This is a genomic window from Campylobacter sp. JMF_15 NE4 (genome assembly GCF_027737645.1).
Taxonomy (GTDB): Bacteria; Campylobacterota; Campylobacteria; order Campylobacterales; family Campylobacteraceae; genus Campylobacter_B.
In genome coordinates this window covers 1-19,963 of record NZ_JAOVTY010000001.1, presented here as the reverse complement: position 1 = coordinate 19,963, position 19,963 = coordinate 1, and the positions used below count along the sequence as shown (strand labels likewise).

The following is a 19,963-nucleotide window of genomic DNA, read 5'->3' as shown; positions in this document are numbered from 1 at the left end:
TTGCAAGAAAACATAATTCAAAAAACAAAAATCGGATTTTTTTGGAACGCCTTAGAAAAATTTGGGGTTCAAATTGTAAATTTTGTTTTAACTATTATTTTAGTTAGGCTTTTAAGTCCAAGCGATTTTGGCACAATGGCCTTTTTGTCTGTTTTTATCAGTATTTCAAATATTTTTACAGAAGGTGGTTTTCTTAGAGCTCTAATCCAAAAAAAAGATTGCAACGAACATGATTTTTCAACAGTTTTTATATTTAACATTATTGTTGGAGCTGGATTTTATATAATTTTATTTTTTCTTGCTCCCTTTATTAGCCAATTTTATGAAATAGATAGTCTCACACAAATACAAAGAGTTATATTTTTAATCATTATTTTTCAAGCTCTTTGCGTCGTACAGATTGCGAAATTTCAGTTAAATATAAACTTCAAAACCCTAGCTTTTTTAAATTTAACCTCCATAATTTTTTCTGGTCTTTTAGGTGTTTTTTTAGCGTATAAAGGTTTTGGAATTTGGGCTTTGGTATGGCGAGAAATCATAAGAAGCATTTTAATGGTAGTTTTGTATTGGTATTTTAGCGGTTGGATTCCAAAAACCGGTTTTAGCAAAGCTAGTTTTAAACGCCTTTTTTCCTATGGTTCTAAACTAATTGGTGTTGGACTTATAGCGATTGTTGTAAATGGAATCTATAATATGTATATCGGCAAAATGTATAGCACAAAAGAGCTTGGATATTTTTCACAAGGTGAGCACTATCCAGGACTTGTATCTTTAATCTTTGTAAATATTCTAACAACCGTAACCTTTCCGTTGATGTCGTATTTACAAGACGATAAAAGCAAATTAATGGAAATTTTTAAGCGTTTAATTAAAATAAACGCCATTATAATATTGCCTGTTATGTTTTATTTCGCTTTTTTATCCGAAGAATTCGTGCTTACTTTTTTGGGTGAAAAGTGGATTATGGTAGCTGATCTACTTTTTTGGTTTGCTCTTTCGTATATTTTTACACCTTTTTCAGCACTAAATTTAAATATCTTAAATGCAATTGGCAGAAGCGATTTATTTTTAAAAATCGAATTTATTAAATTACCAATTATTTTTACAACAATGTTAATAACTTTTCCAATTAGTCTAAAAGCCATTGTGATAGGTAGGTTTATTTCGACATTTTTATCTTTTTTCATAAATACCTACATTTGCCATAAAAACTATGATTTTGGCGCATTAAGTCAAATTTGGCATATCAAAAATATTATTTTTGCAGTTTTGGTTATGGTTATATCGATAAGTATTTGCAAATTTTTCATAACAAATGCTATTTTATGCCTTATTTTATCAGCAATCATAGGCTCTATTACTTATTTTTTTATGTTAAAAATAGTAAAAGAAGAAGAGCTAGAATTTGTTATGATAAAACTCAAAAATAAATTTAAAAGGAAATAAATGCAAGATATGCCACTTGTCAGCGTTGTAATACCAAGCTATAATCACGAAAAATATATCAGCGAAACCATAACGGCGATACTTAATCAAACTTATAAAAATATAGAATTGATTATCATCGATGATGGTTCAAAAGATAATTCACCAAATATCATAGAAAATTTTAGAAAAAAACATAATTTCACATTTATACATCGCCAAAATCGAGGCCTTTGCGCTACTTTAAATCAAGCTATCGACTTAGCGCATGGAAAATATTTTGCAATTTGTGCAAGCGATGATGTTTTATTGCCAGACAGCATTGAAAAAAGAGTTAATTTTATGGAAAAAAACTCAGAATTTGGTATGTGTTATGGCAAAGTATGCGATTTTAGTGATGAAAAAAATATTATAAATGTAGGCGAACCAGCGAGTGGTTGGATTTTTGAGGAATTATTAAGCAGATATTTTATACCAGCAGCTAGTATTATGATAAAAAAAGATGTTTATAGTGAAGTTGGTAAATATGATGAGAATTTGATCATAGAAGACTATGATATGTCGTTAAGGATTGCCGAAAAATTCCAAATCGGCTTCATTGATGAGATTTTAGCCCGTTATAGACTCCATGGCGAAAATACAACCAAACAACTTTATCGTATGTATGAGGGACAAAAACAGATAATTTATAAATGGCAAAATAAAGAAAATTTTAAAATTTTAACAACAAATTGGCGTTTAAAATGGTTCGATATGTTCTCACGCAACAATAAAAAAGAAGCATTGAAATACCTTAATACCGCACTTTGCAATCCTTTTAATAAATACAGCTTAAAAGGCTTAATAAAATTTATATTTTTTTGGACAAAAAAATGAAAATTTTATTTGTAATCTCCACTTTGAGAAATGGCGGAGCCGAAAAGGTCATGGCGGTACTATCGTCGTATTTTGCGAATTTTCACGATGTAAGTTTAACTAAATTCGAAAGCTCGGAGCCATTTTACGAGATAAGCGAAAAGGTAAAAATCATAAATTTAGACTACGGCGTCGATAATAAAGGTTTTTTTGCAAATTTAAAAAAACGATTTGGCAAAATTTTTGCCCTACGAAATTTGATAAAAAATGGCAAATTTGACTGCGTGATTTCCTTTATGGATAGCACAAATTTGCTTAGTATCATCGCTAAATTCGGGCTTAAAACGCCATTAATAATTTCTGAGCACTCAAACCACACTCTGCTTAGTAAAAAATGGCAAATTTTAAAAAGGCTTTTTTATCCCTTTGCAGATGGCTTAACTGTGCTAACAAATGATGATTTAAAGCATTATTCGTATGTCAAAAATAGAACTAAAATTTATAATCCCGTGTTTGCAGATGCGCAAAATTTTAGCCAAACACAAAAGGAAAATTTAATTATTTTCGTTGGTAGACTTATCAAAATCAAAGGTTGTGATATATTTTTAAATGCTTTAAATTTGATTGATTTAAACGGCTGGAAAGCTGAAATTTTAGGCGACGGCGAAGAAATGCAAAATTTGCAAAATTTAGCCAAAAATTTAAATTTAAACGCCGAATTTAAAGGGAGCGTGAAAAATATCGACGAATATTATTCGCGTGCAAAAATCATCGTATCAAGCTCGCTAAATGAGTGTTTGCCAAATGTTTTGGTTGAAAGTATCAGATTCGACTGCGTTCGTGTCGCAACGCCTACGGTTGGGGCAAAAGAGCTTATAAAAGACGGCTTTGATGGATTTATTAGCGATGATTTTAGAGCCGAAAATTTAGCAAAAAAAATAAAATTCGCCATGCAAAGCAACAATGAAATTACGCAAAATGCAAATTTACGAAAAGATGAGTTTAAAATAGAAAAAATTTATGGAAAATGGCTAGAATTTATAAATTCAACTTTGGAGAAAAATAATATATGTTTTATGTAAAATTATTTATAAATTTGATTTTATATTTATTTGCAAAAATTACGCCAAAAAGTGAAAAAATTTGGCTTTACGGTGCTGTAAATGGGGCAAATTTTAGCGATAATAGTAGATATTTTTTTGAATACATACGCCAAAACCACCCACAAATCAGAAGCATTTGGATTACAAAAAACGACGCAGTATTGCAAAAACTACAAAATCTGGGCATTGAGTGCTACAAAGCATACTCACCAAAGGCGATATATTTTGGGCTAAGAGCTGGATTTTTTATTACTTCACATGTTGTAGATATGGCATTTATGGGAAATACAGCCACAAAAATCATAAATCTCTGCCACGGCGTTCCGCTTAAAAAAATAGGCGGCGATGATATCTACGATCCAAGCACACATAAAAGCATAAAAAACTGGCTAATTACAACTTTTTTCCCATTTACCGTAGTAAAAAACTCCCTAATTTGCGCCAGTGGCGAAGAGGATAAAAAACATTTTTTTTCGGCTTTTAATTTTAATTATTTTAATGTCAAACTAGATGATATTGCAATCACAGGATATGCTAGAAACGATATTTTGCAAAGCGTAAAACCTAAAAATTCGCAAATCAATGTTTTATATATGCCAACTTTCCGCAAAGCAGGAAGTGATGAAATAGATCTTTTTAGCGATTTTAAAGCAGTAGAATTTGATAAAATTTTTAAAGAAAAAAATATCAAATTTATCATAAAAATTCACCCTTTTAATCGTCCAAATAAACAAATTTTAAACACTCTTAAAAATTGCGAAAATATCGAATTTGCCCCCATGATCGATGCTGCCCAGCTTTTATGTAAAGCCGATATTTTAATCACTGATTATTCGAGTTGTTATATTGATTTTTTACTCACAAATAGAGCCTTAATTTTTGCTCCATTTGATTATGAGAAATACATAGCCACTTCCAGAGAGCTTCATTACGATTATGAGACTGTTACACCTGGGGCTAAATGCAAAAACTGGCAAGAAGTCGTTGCTGAGATACTAAATTTAGCTAGCGGAGTCGATAAATTTAAAAACGAGCGCGAAAAAGTGCGTGATTTTTTTCACAGATACAATGATACAAAGGCTTGTGAGCGTGTATATCAAACTATAAAGGATAAATTTTGCAACCATTAATCTCAGTAATTGTTCCTGTTTATAATGTAGAAAAATATCTTGAAGAGTGTATAAATTCTATCATAAACCAAACTTATAAAAATTTAGAAATTATCTTAATCAATGACGGAAGCACAGATAAAAGTGGCAAAATTTGCGATGAATTTGCTACACAAGATAATCGAATAGTAGTAATCCACAAAGAAAATGGTGGCCTAAGTAGCGCTAGAAATGCTGGACTTGATATTATGCAAGGAGAATATCTAAGCTTCATAGATAGCGATGATATGGTTGATGAAAATTTAATACAAACACTATTTTTATTAATTGAAAAATATAAGACAAAAATTGCAATTTGTGGATATGATAAATTTTCACAAAATAGCGATATTGACAAAATTAAAGAAAAAAATTTAACTATTAATGATGATTTTTCTTATACGCCAGAAGAAGTTTTCAACGAAAGTTTAAAAGTTAAAACTTTTTTTACTAAATGCGCTTGGAGAAATTTGATGCATAAAAGTATATATCAAAATTTGCGCTTCCCTGTGGGCGAAAATTACGAAGATGTAGCTGTTTTTTTTGATGTCTTTAATCAAAGCAACACGGCTTTTACATACAAAAATTTATATTTTTATAGATTCAACCTCAGCTCTATCTCTAATACTTTTAAAGATTCGAGCCTTGTAATGATAAAAAATGTCCGTAAATTTGCAACCAGCATAGAAAATGCTTATCCGAATTTAAAAAACAAAGCAATTGCTTACAAATGCAACTCGGCCCTTAATATGGCATTTTTAATTGTAGCACACAAGAGCAAAAAACATTTTGATACACTCTATGATTTACATAAATTTGTTAGGCAAAATTTAAATTCAGATTTTTTCAAAATGCAGGGAAATGCGATTTATAGAGATATTCTTATGATTTTATTCTACATTAACCCAAAATTACTATATACTTTTGTAAATACCATCAAAAGCGTAAAAAATATCTTTAAAAGGTAAATTTACCACCCGCCACTAGCACCGCCACCGCCAAATCCGCCTCCGCCACCGCGAAAGCCACCTCCTCGCGAACTGCGCCCAAATCCACCAGAGCCACCGCCGAAACCACCGCCAAATCCGCCATTTCTACCAAATCCGCCAGAGCTAGTGCCAAAACCTCCACGCAAAATTTCATCAAGCCCGTCGCCTAAGATGATAGTATTGCCATAATCCCCATGTGAGCGTGATTTGTTTCTCATCATCATAAAAAATACAAAGAAAAAGAAAAGCATAAAAATTACAAAGTCTATGTCGATTTCCTCGCCCTGCACGCGCTCGATTTTGGCAAATTTTATGTCGCCACTCTCGATAAAATCGAGGATCGTAAGCACACCAGAAACTATTCCGCCCTCATAATCCCCAGCCCTAAAATGGGGCAAAATTTTATACTCGATTATGCGCTTTGAAACGCCGTCAGTCAGCACGCCCTCCAAGCCATATCCGACCTCGATACGCACCCTGCGCTCGTTTGGCGCGACGAGCAAAAGCACGCCGTTATCATAGCCCTTCTGCCCTATGCCAAGTGCCCTAGCCTGCTCGTTCGCGACCTCTTCGATAGAGTAATCCCCGAGCGTTTTTAGGGTTACGACCATGATTTGATTGGTGGAATTTTCGTCAAATTTAAGCAAAATTTCATTTAGCGCACCAGCCGTAGAGGCGCGCAAAATACCCGCCTCGTCGATAATAGCCGTGTCGTTTGGCGAGGCTAGATAGTCTGAAATTTTAGCCTGCGAAAAAGATAAAGCCAAAAATAAAAAAAGTAAAATTCTTCTCATTTTATTTCCATAATCTTTTCTTTGATTTCATCTTTATCGCCCATTTCATGGGGGATTTTCGCCATTATTAGCGCGCAAAGCCTGTCTATACCCACGCTCACAGCCTCGCCGAAATTCGCAGTTTTTGCCTGAACACAAAATTCCTGCACAATCTGCAAAAATTCAGAATTATCAATCTTTGCGCTGATATTTTCACCGCAAACTATGTGCGCGATTTTTTCATTTTTGCAAACGCAAAAAATCACAGCGTTTGGGATTTTATCATATCCAAACAGCTCAAATTTACTCACGGCAAAGTCGTAAGTAAGCCTAAATTTAAAGAATTTAGGGATAAAAAATTCTAAAAATTTAGGAAATTTAGAAAATAGAAATTTAAAGAGCAAAAATACAATCGCAATCAACTCAAACGCGCCTACTTTGCCTACTTGCTGAAAAAACATCAGCGCAGTGCCCACTACAAAGGCAATCGTGCAAGCCACGCCCCAGCTAAGGGGCTCTAAGTCCAAAGCCTCGCCACTTAGCACGCAGATAATCTCAGCGTCGCTCGCATCTTCGGCCTTCGAAATTTTATCCGTTATGGCGTCTTTGTAAATTTGCTCAATCATCTAAAACGAAACTTTTGGCGCGTTTTGATTGGCTTCACCTGCGTTAAATACAGGCTTAGCTCCGCCCTTGCCTACGAGTTTGGCGATGATATTTGTAGGGAAAACCCTAATCATCTTATTATACTCTTGCACCACAGCGATATAGTCCTTGCGAGCCACAGCTATGCGGTTTTCGGTGCCCTCTAACTGATTTTGCAAATCCGTGAAATTTGAGTTCGCTTTTAGCTCAGGGTATCGTTCTACAACTAGCATTAAGCGCGATAGAGCCGAGCTTAGCTCGCCTTGTGCGTTGTTAAACTGAGTAAAGGCTTCTGGGTTATTTGCGATATCGTTTGCATCGATTTTCACGCTCGTTGCCTTCGCGCGAGCCTCGATTACGCCCTCTAAGGTGCCTCTTTCATGGCTTGCGTATCCTTTGACGGTTTCGACGAAATTCGGGATCAAATCGGCTCTGCGTTGATATTGGTTTTGCACCTGCGCCCAGGCCGCATTGACATCTTCGTCTTTTAGGGTCAGTTTGTTATACACAGGCACGGCGAAAATCGCAAACACAGCCAAAATTATGCCAGCGATAATCAGCCATTTTAGCCAGCCTTTTGATGATTTTTTCTCGACATTAGCAGAGCCATTGTAAGTTTGGCTTTGCTCTGCACCTTTTGCGCCTTTTTCGCCGTCATAGCCGATTTGTTCGGCGCCATTTTGGTTTTCTAACTCGTTCATACCACTCTCCTTGATATTTTTTCATGAAGTTTAACTAACACATCATACTCAATCGTGCCAAAAAATCTCGCCCACTCTCTGGCGTCTTTGATCACACAGACCCGCTCGCCACCAAACTCAGCACAAAAGCTATCCATGGACATTTTGCCAAGCAGCCTTTCACCACTAGCTAATCGCAAATCCCCAAGCCCAGCGTATCGCAAAAGCCCGTCTGCATAGCCTAAATCATAGGTGCCAATTTTCATATCGCACGGCGCGCAAAACACCCCACCATAGCCTACCCTTTCGCCTTTTTTAAGCACTCTTTGGCTGATTAAATCAGCCCACAAGCTAAGCACAGGGCGCAAATTTAGGCTATCATCAAACTGAGCATATCCATACTGCGCCATACCCACACGCACAAACTCATCATCAAACCCCGCTCTACGCTCAATCGCAGCTGAATTTGAGGAGTGAAAAACAATATCACTAAATCCAGCCTCATTTGCCTTAAATTTGGCGATTTTTTTAAATTCGGCGAAATTTTGCCTTTGCGCGTAAAAATCAGAGCTTAGCTCATCGCTAGCGCGGTAATGTGTCAAAAATCCGCGCAAATTTAGCGAATATTTTTTACAAAGCGCGAGTGCTTCGTCCAAATCATAGGCGCAAATTCCATTTCTATGCATATTTGTATCTGCGACAATATGAATATTCGTGCCTGTTTTTAGGCGCGAAAAATAGCTCATATCATTTATAGCATAGGTGAAATTTAGCTCTTCGCTGCCGTTTGGGATATGCGATAAAATCAAAATTTCCTCGAAAAATTCCGAAATCTCGCGCGCTTCATCTAGCGTCCTAGTAACGGCTCTTTTGATACCAAACTCGCGCGCCAAACCCGCGATTTCGCGCATGCCATGCCCATAAGCGTTGTCTTTAAGCACGAGCATAATGCGCTCTTTGGCTACTTTTTGCGAAATTTGCGAAAGATTGTGAAAATACGCTGATTTATCAATCAAAATTTCAGACATTAAAACTCACTCCATACGCCTTGTATAAATACGGCAAAAGCTTGCGAATAGCGTAATCATAGCCGTAAAATTTGGCGTAAATTTCCTTTAAATTTGCCTCTTTTGCGTTTGCGAAATCAAACACATCTGTGCCAGCTATTTTTGGCACTTTTTCATCTAGTAGCGCGAAAAATTCAGCCCTAGCGCCAAGAAGCTCTTTTATATTTTGCTCGACTAGCTCTTTTTCCATTATTTTGCAATCTCCTCTAATGCGCCCATTATCACCCTTTGCATTTCATCGCGAAATTCAGGGCTTTTAGCCTCAAATCTCGTTACGATTATCGGCGTGGTATTGCTAGCTCTCACCAAGGCCCAGCCATCATCAAACCTCAATCTAACCCCGTCGATTTCTATCATATCGCGCACGGCTGGAAGCCCAGAAATGCCGTTTTTGGCTAAATTTTTAAATTTTTCAATTATCTCAAATTTAGCGGTGTCTGTGGTTTTAAATTTGATCTCATCGGTGCTGTGCATTACAGGAAGCGCGTCAAGCTCGGCATCTAAATCAATGCCCTTTGCGACGAGTTCTAGCACTCTCATCATCGCATACACGCCGTCATCGAAGCCAAAATATCGCTCCTTAAAATAAATATGCCCGCTCACCTCAGCAGCCAAATCAATGCCAAGCTCCTTCATCGCCTTTTTGATATTGCTATGACCTGTTTTGCCCATAAAGCTCTTGCCACGGCGGTTTATCTCATCATACATTACCTGCGAGCATTTCACCTCGCCCAAAATTTTCGGCTCTTTCATATTTAATGATAAAAGGCAGGCTAGCTCGTCGCCTTTGATATTTCTGCGAGAGGTTAGCACGGCGATTCTATCAGCGTCTCCGTCGAAACCAAAGCCCAAATTTAACCCATTTTCGCTAATTGCATTTTTTAAATCGACTAAATTTTTCTCTTCGCTTGGATCTGGGTGGTGATTTGGGAAATTTCCGTCAGGTTCTGGAAATAAAATTTTAGCATTTAAGCCTAGTTTTTCCACGATTTTGCACGCCGTAACGCCCGCTGCGCCGTTTGCGCAATCAATCACAAATGGTGTTTTGAAATTTTTCAAATTTGCAAATTCTTTTTCGAAATAATCCAAATACTCGCCTAAAATATTATATTTTTCGCAAAATGTATTTGTCGGAATCTCCACACCACTAGCCATAAATTCAGCCACTTGGCGGCCGAGTGTTTTAAGCTGTGCGCCAAAAAAACTATCCGTGCCGATTGTGATTTTAAAGCCGTTATAATTTTTCGGATTGTGCGAGCCTGTAATCATAATGTTTGCGTCAAATTTGTGCGTAAATACGCCAAAATACCCCACAGGCGTAGGCAAAAGACCAATATCAAAAATCCTAAGCCCAGCGTAATTTAGCCCACTTACTAGGTATTCAAACATATCTGGCGCGCTTAGCCTCGCATCATAACCCACGCTGATACGCTCACGGCCTAAATGGCGCAAATGCATACCAAAGGCAAAACCAATCGCCTTAACGCTCTCTTCGTTTAGATCCTCGCCCACGATTCCGCGGATATCGTATTCTCTAAAAATATCTTCAATCATTAAAATTCCTTGACAAAAAAATTACAATATTTTAAATTATAAATGTTAAAATTTGTCAAATTTAAGGAGTCAAAATGAAAAAATTTTTTCTTATTTGTGCGATTTTGGGCGCAGTTTTTGCTAAGGATTATGAGGTGATTGATAGTGTAAATACTTCGTTTAGAATTTTTGGCAAAAACGATAGAATCGAGGTTATCAGCGTCAGCGACCCTAAAATCGACGGGGTTACATGCTTTATCTCATACGCCAAAAAAGGTGGCGCCAAAGAGATTGTTGGCGTCGAAGAAGACCGCTCAGAAGCCTCTGTTTCATGCTCTCAAACAGCCCCAAAAATCATAATCAAAGAAGAGCTTAAAAAAGAGGATATATTTGCGAAAAAATCCTCGCTAATCTTTAAAAAAACCCATGTCGTGCGTATGTTTGACGAAGCAAGTCAGAGCATAATTTATCTAGTCTATTCTGATAAAATCATCGACGGCTCGCCAGATAATTCTATCTCGGCAATTCCGTGCAATCAAGCCGTAGGCAAGGTGTGTGAATTTAATTACAAAAAATGAGAATATTTAAGAATTTTTTGATAAAATCCCAGCTCTTAATAAAATTTATCATTTAGCAAGGAAAAATATGAAATCTATTTTTAGCATGGAATCTGCCAGCATTATGCTTGCCCTGCTGGCTATCGCGTGCGCGGTGGCGACATTTGTGGAGACTGCATTTGGCACGCCAGTAGCGTGGGCGAGTGTATATAATGCGTGGTGGTTCGGGCTGATAATGCTACTTTTGGGGCTAAATTTGGCCTACAATATCTACCGCTACCGCCTCGGCGATATCAAAAAGCTTCCGACCTTTATATTTCATTTAAGCTTTCTTTTTATTTTGCTTGGTGCTGGGCTTACGAGATATTTTGGATTTGAGGGGAATTTGCACATTAGAGAGGGAGAGGAAAGCTCGCTAATTAGCACCAAGGACGAATTTGTGCAGTTAATCAGCATAGGCGAGGATAAAAATTTCATCTCAGCCGATGAAAAAAACTACCTAAGTGGCGTAGGAAAGATGAAATTTGATCTAAATTTAGATGTAAATGGCAAAAACGCAAATTTGAAATTTAAAGAATTTATCCCGCACGGCGAGCTAAAATGGGTCAAAGACGAGAGCCAAAGCGCACCTGCTAGAATCGAGTTTTTGTTCTCAAACGATACCCAAAAACAGCCCCTTTCGCTACTTTCTGGGCAGAGTATCGAGCTAGGCGAGGTTAGCATTAGCTTTAATACCATGCCAAAAACCAAATATTTCATCTATGTCAAAAACGATGCCGATAAATTCTATATAAACTCGAATTTCGACATAAATGCTACTAAAATGGGCACTAGCGAAAAAATCGCACTAAATAAAAACGAGGATAATCTAATCGATGATTTATCGCTTTATAGCTTTGAGGGGACGAATTTCGCCCCAGTTAGCCTGCTAAGCTCAGCTGTGGAAAAATTTGTTAGGGTAGAGGAAAATTTAGCCGGTATGGGTGGCATTATCGCAGATCTTAGCTATAACAACGAAAGCAAAGAGGTGCTAGTAATCCAAGGTGAAAAGGGGCTTCAATACGAAGTCGGTGGCGCAAATTTTATCACGCTTTTGGGGCCAAAAATGGTAAATTTGCCGTTTAAATTAGCTTTGCGCGATTTCGTCATGGATCGCTACCCGGGCACAAACTCGCCCTCAGGATACAAGAGCGAAGTCACAGTCAAAGACGGCGCAAACAGCTATGATTACGATATTTATATGAACCATGTCCTAGATCACGGCGGATACAGATTTTTCCAAAGCTCGTATGACAGGGACGAGGGAGGCACCGTGCTATCTGTAAATCGCGACCCGGGCAAATTCCCGACATATCTAGGATATTTTCTACTCTGCCTTGGCATGTTTTTAAACTTTTTAAACCCAAATTCGCGCTTTTTCAAGCTTTCTAAACTCATCAGCGAAAACACTCACCTTGCAAAAAGCGTGGCGATTTTGGCTGTAATTTTAGCCTGTGTTGCGCCAAATTTAGCCCACGCAGAGGGAAATGAGAGTATAAATTTAAATGAAATCAAGCTAAATTTGCCAAATTTTGATAAGGAATTTAGCAAAGAACTTGGCAAATTAGTCGTGCAAGGTTTCAATGGCCGTATGGAGCCATTTGATACAGTTTCGCGCGAAATTTTGCACAAAATTTACCGCGGCGAAACCTACAAAGGCGAGGACGGGATTACGCTCAATCACAACGAGGCTTTGCTTTCGTTTATGCTAAATCAAGATTATTGGCGCACCGCTAAAATTATCCGTGTGGGCGATAAGGAACTGCGCAAAATTTTGGGTTTAGATGAAAATCAAAAATACGCTTCGATGATGGATTTTTTCGAAATGAAGGATAATGAGAGCTTTTATAAGCTTGATAAATTAAGTGAGGAAATCAACCGCAAACCCCTTGGCAACCGCTCTACGCTAGATAAAGAAATCATCAAAGTAAATGAGAGAGTAAATGTGTTTTACGGCGCGATTATGGGCGAATACTTCCGCATAATCCCTACCGGAAAGTCAAACGATAGCACCTGGATTTCGCCGTTTGCAACCCTTGAAATGCTAAGCGAGAGTGAGCGAGATAAGGTGCGCGATATGAGCGCGATGTTTGCCACAGCTGTGATTTATGCCCAAAACAAAAACGACTGGCAAAGCGCAAACAAAATGCTAAACATTATCAAAGATTATCAAATCAAAAATGGCGGCGAGTTAGCACCTAGCGAGAGTGCGATAAAATATGAAATTTTATACAACAACGCACATATTTTCAAGCGACTTTTTTCGATTTATACAATCGCTGGATTTTTGCTTTTAATCTTTATTTTTATCCGTATGATGAAGCCAAATTTGGGCTTAAAATGGGCGTTTAATCTAGTTTGGTTTGTAAATGTAGTGGCGTTTTTGATCCACACTTTCGGACTTGCGCTTAGAGCGTATGTATCGGGACACGCGCCGTGGTCGAATTCGTATGAGTCGATGATTTATATCGCGTGGGCGCTAGCACTTAGTGGAATTTTCTTTTCGCGCAAATCTGCGATTTCTTTGGCGCTAACGGCGATTATGGCGGGAATTACGCTAATGGTGGCGCATTTAAGCGATATGGATCCACAAATCACAAACCTACAACCAGTCCTTAAATCGCACTGGCTAACAATCCATGTCTCTGTAATCACCGCTAGCTACGGATTTTTGGGGCTTTGTATGTTACTTGGAATTTTCACGCTTTTGATGTTTTGCTTCGGCAAAAACAACCCAGAAATCGCGCGCAATATCACAGAAGCCACTAGAATCAACGAAATGTCGATGATTCTTGGGCTTTGTTTGCTAACAGCTGGAAACTTTCTAGGTGGCGTGTGGGCAAACGAGAGCTGGGGCAGGTATTGGGGCTGGGATCCAAAGGAAACTTGGGCTTTGATTACGATTTTTGTCTATGCGATCGTGGTGCATTTTAGATTTATGCCAAAGCTAAATTCACAATTTGCCTTCGCCGTAGCGTCGATGTTTGCGTATTTTAGCGTCATAATGACATATTTTGGAGTAAATTTTTATCTCACAGGTATGCACTCTTACGCAGCGGGCGAAAAAATCCCTGTGCCAAGCTGGGCATATATAATGACAGCTTCTATGTTTGTTTTGGCAATTGTTGCATATTTTCGCTCGGGAAAATCGGCTAGATTGTAAAATTTATTATATGAAATTTAGAGTTTGTAAAAATAAAATTTCAAACTCTAAATTTTAAAATTTCATTAAATAATTCCCTTAAATAGGCATTTTAAGCCAAAATTCTTAACTCAAATCAATTAAATTTAATATTTATTTAGCTAGAATTACCCTTTTATTTCACAAAAAGAAAGGGTAAAGATGTCTGTTAAATCTGATTTTAGTGAAAATAGACGAGGCTTTATCGGACTTGCGTTTGGTGCGGTCGCTGCTGTGGGTGGCGTATTTGCATTAGGCGGTATGAAAAAAAGCTGGGATCCGCTTCCTAGCGTCAAAGCAGCCGGTGTAACGACTGTTGATTTAAGCCCGATTAAAGACGGAGAGCTATACAGGACAGAGTGGCGCAAAAAGCCAATATTTATTCTCAAAAAGACAGCCGATATGGGCAAAAACGATGAACGAGATGTCGTCGTAGGTGGCGCTAGATACACGCTTTGTATCGGTTTATGCACGCATTTGGGCTGTATCCCTAGCTACAAACCAGCTTCTAAACAATTCGTTTGCGCATGCCATGGAGGCGTTTTCAACACTGACGGCGTAGCTGTGTTTGGTCCGCCACCACGCGGTATGGATATACCTCCATTTAAAATAGATGGAACTAAACTTGTCCTTGGCGAAGAGGGCCCTGAATATCAAGCTCTAATGGGCAAAGCGTAGGAGGATTGATATGCATGTAAGAAAATCAACAGGCATCTTGGATTGGTTAGATCAAAGACTTGCTGTTAATAAATTTATGAAAGTTATGATGACGGAGTATTGGATTCCGAAAAACATCAGCTTTTTATGGGCTATGGGCGTTATTTTGATGACGCTATTTATCGTGCTTTTCGTAAGCGGTTTAATGCTTGTAATGTATTACAAACCAGACGCTGCTTTGGCGTTTGATAGCGTAAATAAAACTATCATGCAAGAGGTAGAATATGGCTGGCTATGGCGACATATCCACGCAGTGGCTGCTTCGGTCGTGTTTTTGGTGATTTATATCCACACTTTTGTGGGACTTTACTATCGCTCATATAAGCAAGGCAGAGAGATGATTTGGGTCAGCGGTATGCTACTTTTCATACTTTTTTCAGCCGAAGCTTTTAGCGGATATATGCTTCCTTGGGGACAAATGAGCTACTGGGCGGCTATGGTTATTACAAATTTATTCGGTGGAATTCCAGTCATAGGACCAGCTGTGGTCGAGTGGATCAGAGGCGATTATGCTGTAAGCGATCCGACTTTGACAAGATTTTTTATGCTTCATGTCTGCTTGCTTCCGATAGTCGTAATCTCTGTCATCGCGCTTCACTTCTACGCGCTTCGCGTCCCTCATGTCAATAACCTAGACGGCGAAGAAATCGATTTTGAAGTAGAGAGTGAAAAATTCCTAAGCGGCGATACAAAAAATGCGAAAGTTATCCCATTTTGGCCGGGATTTTTATCAAAAGACTTCTTATATCTTTCAATCTTTATGATATTTTTCTTCTATTTGGTTGGCTTTCAATTCAATTTCGCAATGGATCCGATAAATTTCGACCCTGCAAACAGCCTCAAAACACCAAACCATATCTACCCAGAGTGGTATTTCTTGTGGCAATATGAAATTTTACGCGGATTTTTCTTCGATGTTGGACCATTAAAGGCAGCAGATATCGGACTTATGGCGTTTGCATTCGCTGGCGTTTCACTAATGATAGTTCCATGGATGGATAGAAGCTCTGTCGTAGCCCCAGCTCACAGAAACAAAGCATATTTTATCTGGTTTTGGGTATTACTAATCGATATGATACTTTTAAGCCTATTTGGCAAACTCCCAGCAGACGGCGCAGAGCTTGGCATGCCAAATACATATTGGGGCTTTATTTTATCGATACTTTATATCGCATTGATAGTAGTTGTCTTGCCTTTGATAACAATCGCAGAAAGAAAGAAAAGAGGTTAAGATGAAAGAGATAAAAACATTAGCAATACTCGTTGTTTTAGTAGCGGTTTTATACTGGATGATTGAGCCTTTTGCTCATACTAGACTTAGCCCGCATGTCGATCCTGCTAATTATGACTTTGCAGCCGAGGATATCACCCTTGCTACTACAAATGTAGAAAAGGCGCAAAAAGCCCTAGAAACAGCCCAAAATTCAGGCGATGAGGGTATGATCGCAAGTGCGACAAGAACGCTTCAAGACGCGAAAAACCAACAAGACAAAGTTACGCTATTTTGGGACGAAATCAACAAAATCGACATTATCAAAGGTGACGCCACAAGAGGCGCTGATACCTTTATGAACGCAGGTTGTGTGGCATGCCACGGCGTAAGCAAGCTTGGCATGGACGCTCCAATGGACGCGACAAGCGCTAGCGAAGCTTATGGCGTAAATCCGCCAGATCTTAGCAGCGCAGGATATCTATACTCACCAAAATTCCTAGCCGCTCTTATCAAAGATCCTGTAATGGCGATGAAGCTAGATCATAAATTTGGCGATGAAAATCCGCACCCAATGCCAGCATTTTACGGACTTGGCGATGATATAAACCAAGAAATCGCAGATATCGTAGCATATCTACGCTCAATCGCGCCAAGCGCAATGGAAAACGCGCAGGTTTTCGAGGACTCATGCCAAAGATGCCACGATGTCAAATATGCTGGTCGCAAAATCACAAGCGATATGGAGAAAGTCGCAGCCTACATGGGCTCTACTCCGCCAGATTTATCAATGATGATTCGATCGAAATTGCCTGATTATTTGCACGAGTTTATCAACGATACACAAAAGAAACTCCCAGGCACATCTATGCCTCGCGTTGGTTTGACACAAGAAGCTGAAAATCAAGTCGTCGCCTACCTCGAAGAAGTCGGCGATAGCAAAAAAGATGAGCGCGAAAAAACAGCACTTTACATAATGCTATATTTCGCGATTTTATCAGTTTTCGCTGGACTTTGGAAAAGCAAAGTTTGGTCGAAACTCCATTAAAATTAAGTAGTCGGTTCGCCGACTACTTTTAAATTTATCCCCTAAATTTCAATAAATTTTCTCAAATTTAATCTTTAAATTTCACTAAATTTCGATTTCAAATTCGCATAAATTTTGCCCTAAATTTGGCTAAATTTCGACTATCATTTAGCCTTGTTTTTGATAAACATTTTTATTATAGTTTAAGTATTTTGCTGTATAATCCCAAACTGATTTTGAAACCAATTAGCAAAAAGGCAGGTTATGAAATTTATCCTAAAATCATCTTTTTTACTGATTTTTCTGTTTTTATCATCGCTTTTTGGCGCAGATTACCAAGTCCATGCCCAGGCGATAAAGGCTAAATTCGAACAGGCTTTGAACGCGTATGATAGCGGCGATAGTGCTAGTGCGCGCAAACTAACCCAAGAGGCGTATTTTAGCCATTTTGAAAATTTAGAAGCTGGGATTCGCATAAATTTAGGGCAAAAAAAATCCTATGCTATGGAAAAGCAGTTTGGAAATATCCGCAAAGCCTTTAAAGCAGGCACTCCAAGGGGTGAAATCGAGGCTATGATAGCAAAGCTAAATAGCGAAATCACTGAAATTTTGCCAGTCATCGAAAGCGGTCATAAACTAGTCGCCCAGTATCAAAACGAAGGCGAAGAACAGCCTCAAACTAGCGCAAATCAAAGCGAAAATTCTACCCCAAACACCACGCAAAATTCTAGCGCAAATTCGGGTGCAAATTCGGCAAATCAAGCCCCAAATTCCGACCCAAATTCTCCATGGCTTAGCGTTTATAATGATTTCATCACCGAGCTAAATAATGCAAAAACTGCCTTTGATAACAAAGACGAAACCGCGCTAAAATCGGCTCTAAACAAGGCTAAATTTGACATTTATCGCAACACTCGCCTCGAAGAGGTCGTGCGAAAATATGTTTCTAGCAAAAACGACCAAATGATTCAACGAATTATCTCAAATTTATTGCGCGATAACCTAAATATGGACGAAGCCAAATTTAACCAATCTCTAAAAGACTTAGATGATTTGCTTCTTAGTGCCACGCAAAATTTGCCTAGCCAAACTTACGCCCTAGCCCCACAAAGCGCGCAAGAGGCTAGCGAAAGCGAAGTGGCGCAAAATGCAGATTTTAGCCAAACCGTAGCAAACATAAAATCCAAAATGGCGCAGGTTTTGGCTCTGTATGAGGCTGGCAAAACCGATGAGGCAATCGATGAGAGCGGAAATATCTACTTCGACGAATACGAAGAAAGTGGCATGGAAGCACTCGTGGGAGCCAAAAACTCCCAACTCAAACTTGACACCGAGGCTAGCTTCAATAAAATTTCAGCCCTAATTAGCTCTGGCGCGCCAAAAGAGCAGATTATCGCAGCGCAAAACGAGCTTTTCGCGCAACTTGAAGAGAGCCTAAATTTGACGCAAAATTCTAGCGCATGGGATCTGTTTTTATACTCGCTCATAATCATTTTGCGTGAGGGTATGGAGGCCCTAATCATCGTGGCTGCCGTCATCGCCCTACTTATCAAATCAGGCAACGAGGACAAACTAAAAATCGTTTATAGTGCGCTTGCGGTAGCAATTGCGCTTAGTTTTGCCACAGCGTGGGGCATAAGCGCGATTTTTGGTGCCGCAAAAGCAGGTCAAAGTCGCGAAATCCTAGAAGGCGCGGTCATGCTAGTAGCCGTGGGATTGCTATTTTATGTCGGGTTTTGGCTTCTATCAAATGCAAATTCGAAAAAATGGAGCGCGTATATCAGTGGAGCGATTTCGCAAAGCCTGAGCGAAAAAGACGGCAAAATGCTATGGTGGATGGTCTTTTTAGCGGTATATCGCGAGGGAGCCGAGACGGTGCTATTTTATCTAGCGCTCATAATCGACGCTAAAACCCCAAGCGCGCTAGGTATGGTGGGTGCGGGATTTGTCGTAGGTGTAATCGCACTGCTCGTGGTTTATATCCTAATCAAAAAATTCTCGCTTCGTATCGCAATCAAGCCGTTTTTTATGATAACTTCGGCGATTATTTTTTATATGTCGATTGTCTTTGTCGGCAAGGGAATAATGGAGCTAGTCGAGGGCAAGGTATTTACGCCAAGCATAATCGAGGGCTTGCCAACGATTACATGGCTAGGATTTTATCCTTACAAAGAGAGCCTTATCCCGCAAGCTGCGCTAATCGTGGCTTTAATAGTTGGAATTTTGATAATCAAGCAAAAAAACAAATCTATTTTAAAGGAGAATTTATGAAAAAATTATTTTCATCAGTTTTGGCTTTAAGCCTTGCTTCAAGTATCGCCTTCGCTGGCGAGCAACCTATCGGTGAGCCTGTGGAGATGAACGGCATGGAGATTGCCGCTGTGTATCTACAACCAATCGACATGGAGCCAAAGGGCATTGATCTAGCCCCTAGCCTAGCTGATATCCACTTAGAGGCTGATATCCACGCGATCGAAGGCAATGCAAACGGCTTTGGCGATGGCGAGTGGATCCCATACCTAAAAATCGGCTACGAGCTAAAAAACCTAGATAACGGCAAAATCCAAAAGGGAAATTTCATGCCAATGGTCGCAAGCGACGGCCCACACTATGGCGCAAATGTCAAAATGGAAAATGGCGTGGGAAATTATGAGTTGATTTTCCATATCGAAAACCCAGGCGCAAACGGCTTTGGTCGCCACGCTGACAAGGCCACAGGCGTGGGTAAATGGTGGGGCGCATTTGATGTGAAATACACATTTGCATATACTGGAACTCCAAAAGAATAACGAAATTTCACCCTTTTTGGGTGAAATTTTAGAAGTGTTTGAAAAAAGGAAATTTGCAAATTTAGCGTTGTGAGAAATGCGAAGCATTTCAATAAAAATAAAACCAGCTAAATTTAGAAAAACGAAGTTTTTCTAAATTTAGCCACCTTGTAAAGCGTCGTCGGGGGTTGGGGGATTGTAAGGGGGAAGGGGCGCGACCTCGCAATTCAAGCCCCCTTCCCCCTT

Annotated in this window: 18 protein-coding genes; 12 read left to right on the top strand and 6 right to left on the bottom strand. The window is 38.9% G+C overall.

The genetic code is table 11. The annotated features are described in order from the left end of the window. Genes OFN98_RS00090 through OFN98_RS00070 form a run of 5 tightly spaced genes read left to right on the top strand, consistent with a single transcriptional unit; the run spans position 1 to position 5,499 of the window. Complete coding sequence (locus tag OFN98_RS00090) at positions 1-1,446, top strand: lipopolysaccharide biosynthesis protein (protein WP_270862087.1); 1,446 nt, start codon at positions 1-3, stop codon at positions 1,444-1,446. Further along, positions 1,447-2,301, top strand: coding sequence for a glycosyltransferase family 2 protein (locus tag OFN98_RS00085; protein WP_270869165.1), 855 nt, complete (start codon positions 1,447-1,449; stop codon positions 2,299-2,301). Continuing rightward, positions 2,298-3,362, top strand: a complete 1,065-nt coding sequence (locus OFN98_RS00080) for a glycosyltransferase (protein ID WP_270874174.1) — start codon at positions 2,298-2,300, stop codon at positions 3,360-3,362. Before OFN98_RS00085 ends, OFN98_RS00080 begins: the two co-directional genes overlap by 4 nt. Continuing rightward, positions 3,350-4,513, top strand: a complete 1,164-nt coding sequence (locus tag OFN98_RS00075) for a CDP-glycerol glycerophosphotransferase family protein (RefSeq protein WP_270874175.1) — start codon at positions 3,350-3,352, stop codon at positions 4,511-4,513. The genes OFN98_RS00080 and OFN98_RS00075 overlap by 13 nt, the downstream gene beginning before the upstream one ends. Continuing rightward, complete coding sequence (locus OFN98_RS00070; protein WP_270874176.1) at positions 4,501-5,499, top strand: glycosyltransferase family 2 protein; 999 nt, start codon at positions 4,501-4,503, stop codon at positions 5,497-5,499. Before OFN98_RS00075 ends, OFN98_RS00070 begins: the two co-directional genes overlap by 13 nt. Positions 5,500-5,501: 2 nt before the next feature. Here OFN98_RS00070 and OFN98_RS00065 read toward each other — a convergent pair whose 3' ends face one another. Genes OFN98_RS00065 through OFN98_RS00040 form a run of 6 tightly spaced genes read right to left on the bottom strand, consistent with a single transcriptional unit; the run spans position 5,502 to position 10,239 of the window. Then, positions 5,502-6,314 carry a TPM domain-containing protein gene (locus OFN98_RS00065; RefSeq protein WP_270874177.1) on the bottom strand — a complete coding sequence of 271 codons (813 nt, stop codon included), beginning with the start codon at positions 6,312-6,314 and terminating at the stop codon, positions 5,502-5,504. Then, the gene (locus tag OFN98_RS00060) at positions 6,311-6,919 is read right to left on the bottom strand and encodes a hypothetical protein (RefSeq protein ID WP_270874178.1); all 609 of its coding nucleotides are present in this window, start codon (positions 6,917-6,919) and stop codon (positions 6,311-6,313) included. Before OFN98_RS00060 ends, OFN98_RS00065 begins: the two co-directional genes overlap by 4 nt. Beyond that, positions 6,920-7,639 (bottom strand): LemA family protein, encoded by a 720-nt coding sequence (locus tag OFN98_RS00055; RefSeq protein WP_270865169.1) that lies wholly within the window; start codon positions 7,637-7,639, stop codon positions 6,920-6,922. Continuing rightward, positions 7,636-8,646, bottom strand: a complete 1,011-nt coding sequence (locus OFN98_RS00050) for an alanine racemase (RefSeq protein ID WP_270874179.1) — start codon at positions 8,644-8,646, stop codon at positions 7,636-7,638. Before OFN98_RS00050 ends, OFN98_RS00055 begins: the two co-directional genes overlap by 4 nt. Continuing rightward, positions 8,639-8,875, bottom strand: a complete 237-nt coding sequence (gene cmeU, locus OFN98_RS00045; RefSeq protein WP_270874180.1) for a CmeU family protein — start codon at positions 8,873-8,875, stop codon at positions 8,639-8,641. Before cmeU ends, OFN98_RS00050 begins: the two co-directional genes overlap by 8 nt. Further along, positions 8,875-10,239, bottom strand: a complete 1,365-nt coding sequence (locus OFN98_RS00040; RefSeq protein ID WP_270874181.1) for a phosphomannomutase/phosphoglucomutase — start codon at positions 10,237-10,239, stop codon at positions 8,875-8,877. Before OFN98_RS00040 ends, cmeU begins: the two co-directional genes overlap by 1 nt. A 74-nt stretch (positions 10,240-10,313) precedes the next feature. Here OFN98_RS00040 and OFN98_RS00035 point away from each other — a divergent pair, with 74 nt between their 5' ends. The 7 genes from OFN98_RS00035 to OFN98_RS00005 all read left to right on the top strand — a co-directional run bounded on the left by OFN98_RS00035 (position 10,314) and on the right by OFN98_RS00005 (position 19,738). Further along, positions 10,314-10,796 (top strand): CreA family protein, encoded by a 483-nt coding sequence (locus OFN98_RS00035; protein WP_270869173.1) that lies wholly within the window; start codon positions 10,314-10,316, stop codon positions 10,794-10,796. Positions 10,797-10,863: 67 nt separating this feature from the next. After that, positions 10,864-13,977, top strand: coding sequence for a cytochrome c biogenesis protein (gene ccsA / locus OFN98_RS00030; protein WP_270874182.1), 3,114 nt, complete (start codon positions 10,864-10,866; stop codon positions 13,975-13,977). Between the two features lie 180 nt (positions 13,978-14,157). Further along, positions 14,158-14,673: a ubiquinol-cytochrome c reductase iron-sulfur subunit gene (gene petA / locus OFN98_RS00025; RefSeq protein ID WP_270859958.1), complete on the top strand. Its 516-nt coding sequence runs from the start codon at positions 14,158-14,160 to the stop codon at positions 14,671-14,673. Between the two features lie 10 nt (positions 14,674-14,683). Continuing rightward, positions 14,684-15,943: a cytochrome b gene (locus tag OFN98_RS00020; protein ID WP_270865175.1), complete on the top strand. Its 1,260-nt coding sequence runs from the start codon at positions 14,684-14,686 to the stop codon at positions 15,941-15,943. A gap of 1 nt (position 15,944) precedes the next feature. Continuing rightward, a complete protein-coding gene (locus OFN98_RS00015; RefSeq protein WP_270865176.1) occupies positions 15,945-16,970 on the top strand; it encodes a c-type cytochrome in 1,026 nt (341 codons plus the stop codon). A gap of 243 nt (positions 16,971-17,213) precedes the next feature. After that, positions 17,214-19,220: an FTR1 family iron permease gene (locus OFN98_RS00010; RefSeq protein WP_270876549.1), complete on the top strand. Its 2,007-nt coding sequence runs from the start codon at positions 17,214-17,216 to the stop codon at positions 19,218-19,220. After that, positions 19,217-19,738 carry an iron transporter gene (locus tag OFN98_RS00005; protein WP_270876548.1) on the top strand — a complete coding sequence of 174 codons (522 nt, stop codon included), beginning with the start codon at positions 19,217-19,219 and terminating at the stop codon, positions 19,736-19,738. Before OFN98_RS00010 ends, OFN98_RS00005 begins: the two co-directional genes overlap by 4 nt. Positions 19,739-19,963 lie beyond the last annotated feature (225 nt).

Coding starts and splice junctions, on each gene's coding strand:
- OFN98_RS00085 (WP_270869165.1), top strand. CDS start 1,447: ATGCAAGATATGCCACTTGTCAGCGTTGTAATACCAAGCTATAATCAC.
- OFN98_RS00080 (WP_270874174.1), top strand. CDS start 2,298: ATGAAAATTTTATTTGTAATCTCCACTTTGAGAAATGGCGGAGCCGAA.
- OFN98_RS00075 (WP_270874175.1), top strand. CDS start 3,350: ATGTTTTATGTAAAATTATTTATAAATTTGATTTTATATTTATTTGCA.
- OFN98_RS00065 (WP_270874177.1), bottom strand. CDS start 6,314: ATGAGAAGAATTTTACTTTTTTTATTTTTGGCTTTATCTTTTTCGCAG.
- OFN98_RS00060 (WP_270874178.1), bottom strand. CDS start 6,919: ATGATTGAGCAAATTTACAAAGACGCCATAACGGATAAAATTTCGAAG.
- OFN98_RS00055 (WP_270865169.1), bottom strand. CDS start 7,639: ATGAACGAGTTAGAAAACCAAAATGGCGCCGAACAAATCGGCTATGAC.
- OFN98_RS00050 (WP_270874179.1), bottom strand. CDS start 8,646: ATGTCTGAAATTTTGATTGATAAATCAGCGTATTTTCACAATCTTTCG.
- cmeU (WP_270874180.1), bottom strand. CDS start 8,875: ATGGAAAAAGAGCTAGTCGAGCAAAATATAAAAGAGCTTCTTGGCGCT.
- OFN98_RS00040 (WP_270874181.1), bottom strand. CDS start 10,239: ATGATTGAAGATATTTTTAGAGAATACGATATCCGCGGAATCGTGGGC.
- OFN98_RS00035 (WP_270869173.1), top strand. CDS start 10,314: ATGAAAAAATTTTTTCTTATTTGTGCGATTTTGGGCGCAGTTTTTGCT.
- ccsA (WP_270874182.1), top strand. CDS start 10,864: ATGAAATCTATTTTTAGCATGGAATCTGCCAGCATTATGCTTGCCCTG.
- petA (WP_270859958.1), top strand. CDS start 14,158: ATGTCTGTTAAATCTGATTTTAGTGAAAATAGACGAGGCTTTATCGGA.
- OFN98_RS00020 (WP_270865175.1), top strand. CDS start 14,684: ATGCATGTAAGAAAATCAACAGGCATCTTGGATTGGTTAGATCAAAGA.
- OFN98_RS00015 (WP_270865176.1), top strand. CDS start 15,945: ATGAAAGAGATAAAAACATTAGCAATACTCGTTGTTTTAGTAGCGGTT.
- OFN98_RS00010 (WP_270876549.1), top strand. CDS start 17,214: ATGAAATTTATCCTAAAATCATCTTTTTTACTGATTTTTCTGTTTTTA.
- OFN98_RS00005 (WP_270876548.1), top strand. CDS start 19,217: ATGAAAAAATTATTTTCATCAGTTTTGGCTTTAAGCCTTGCTTCAAGT.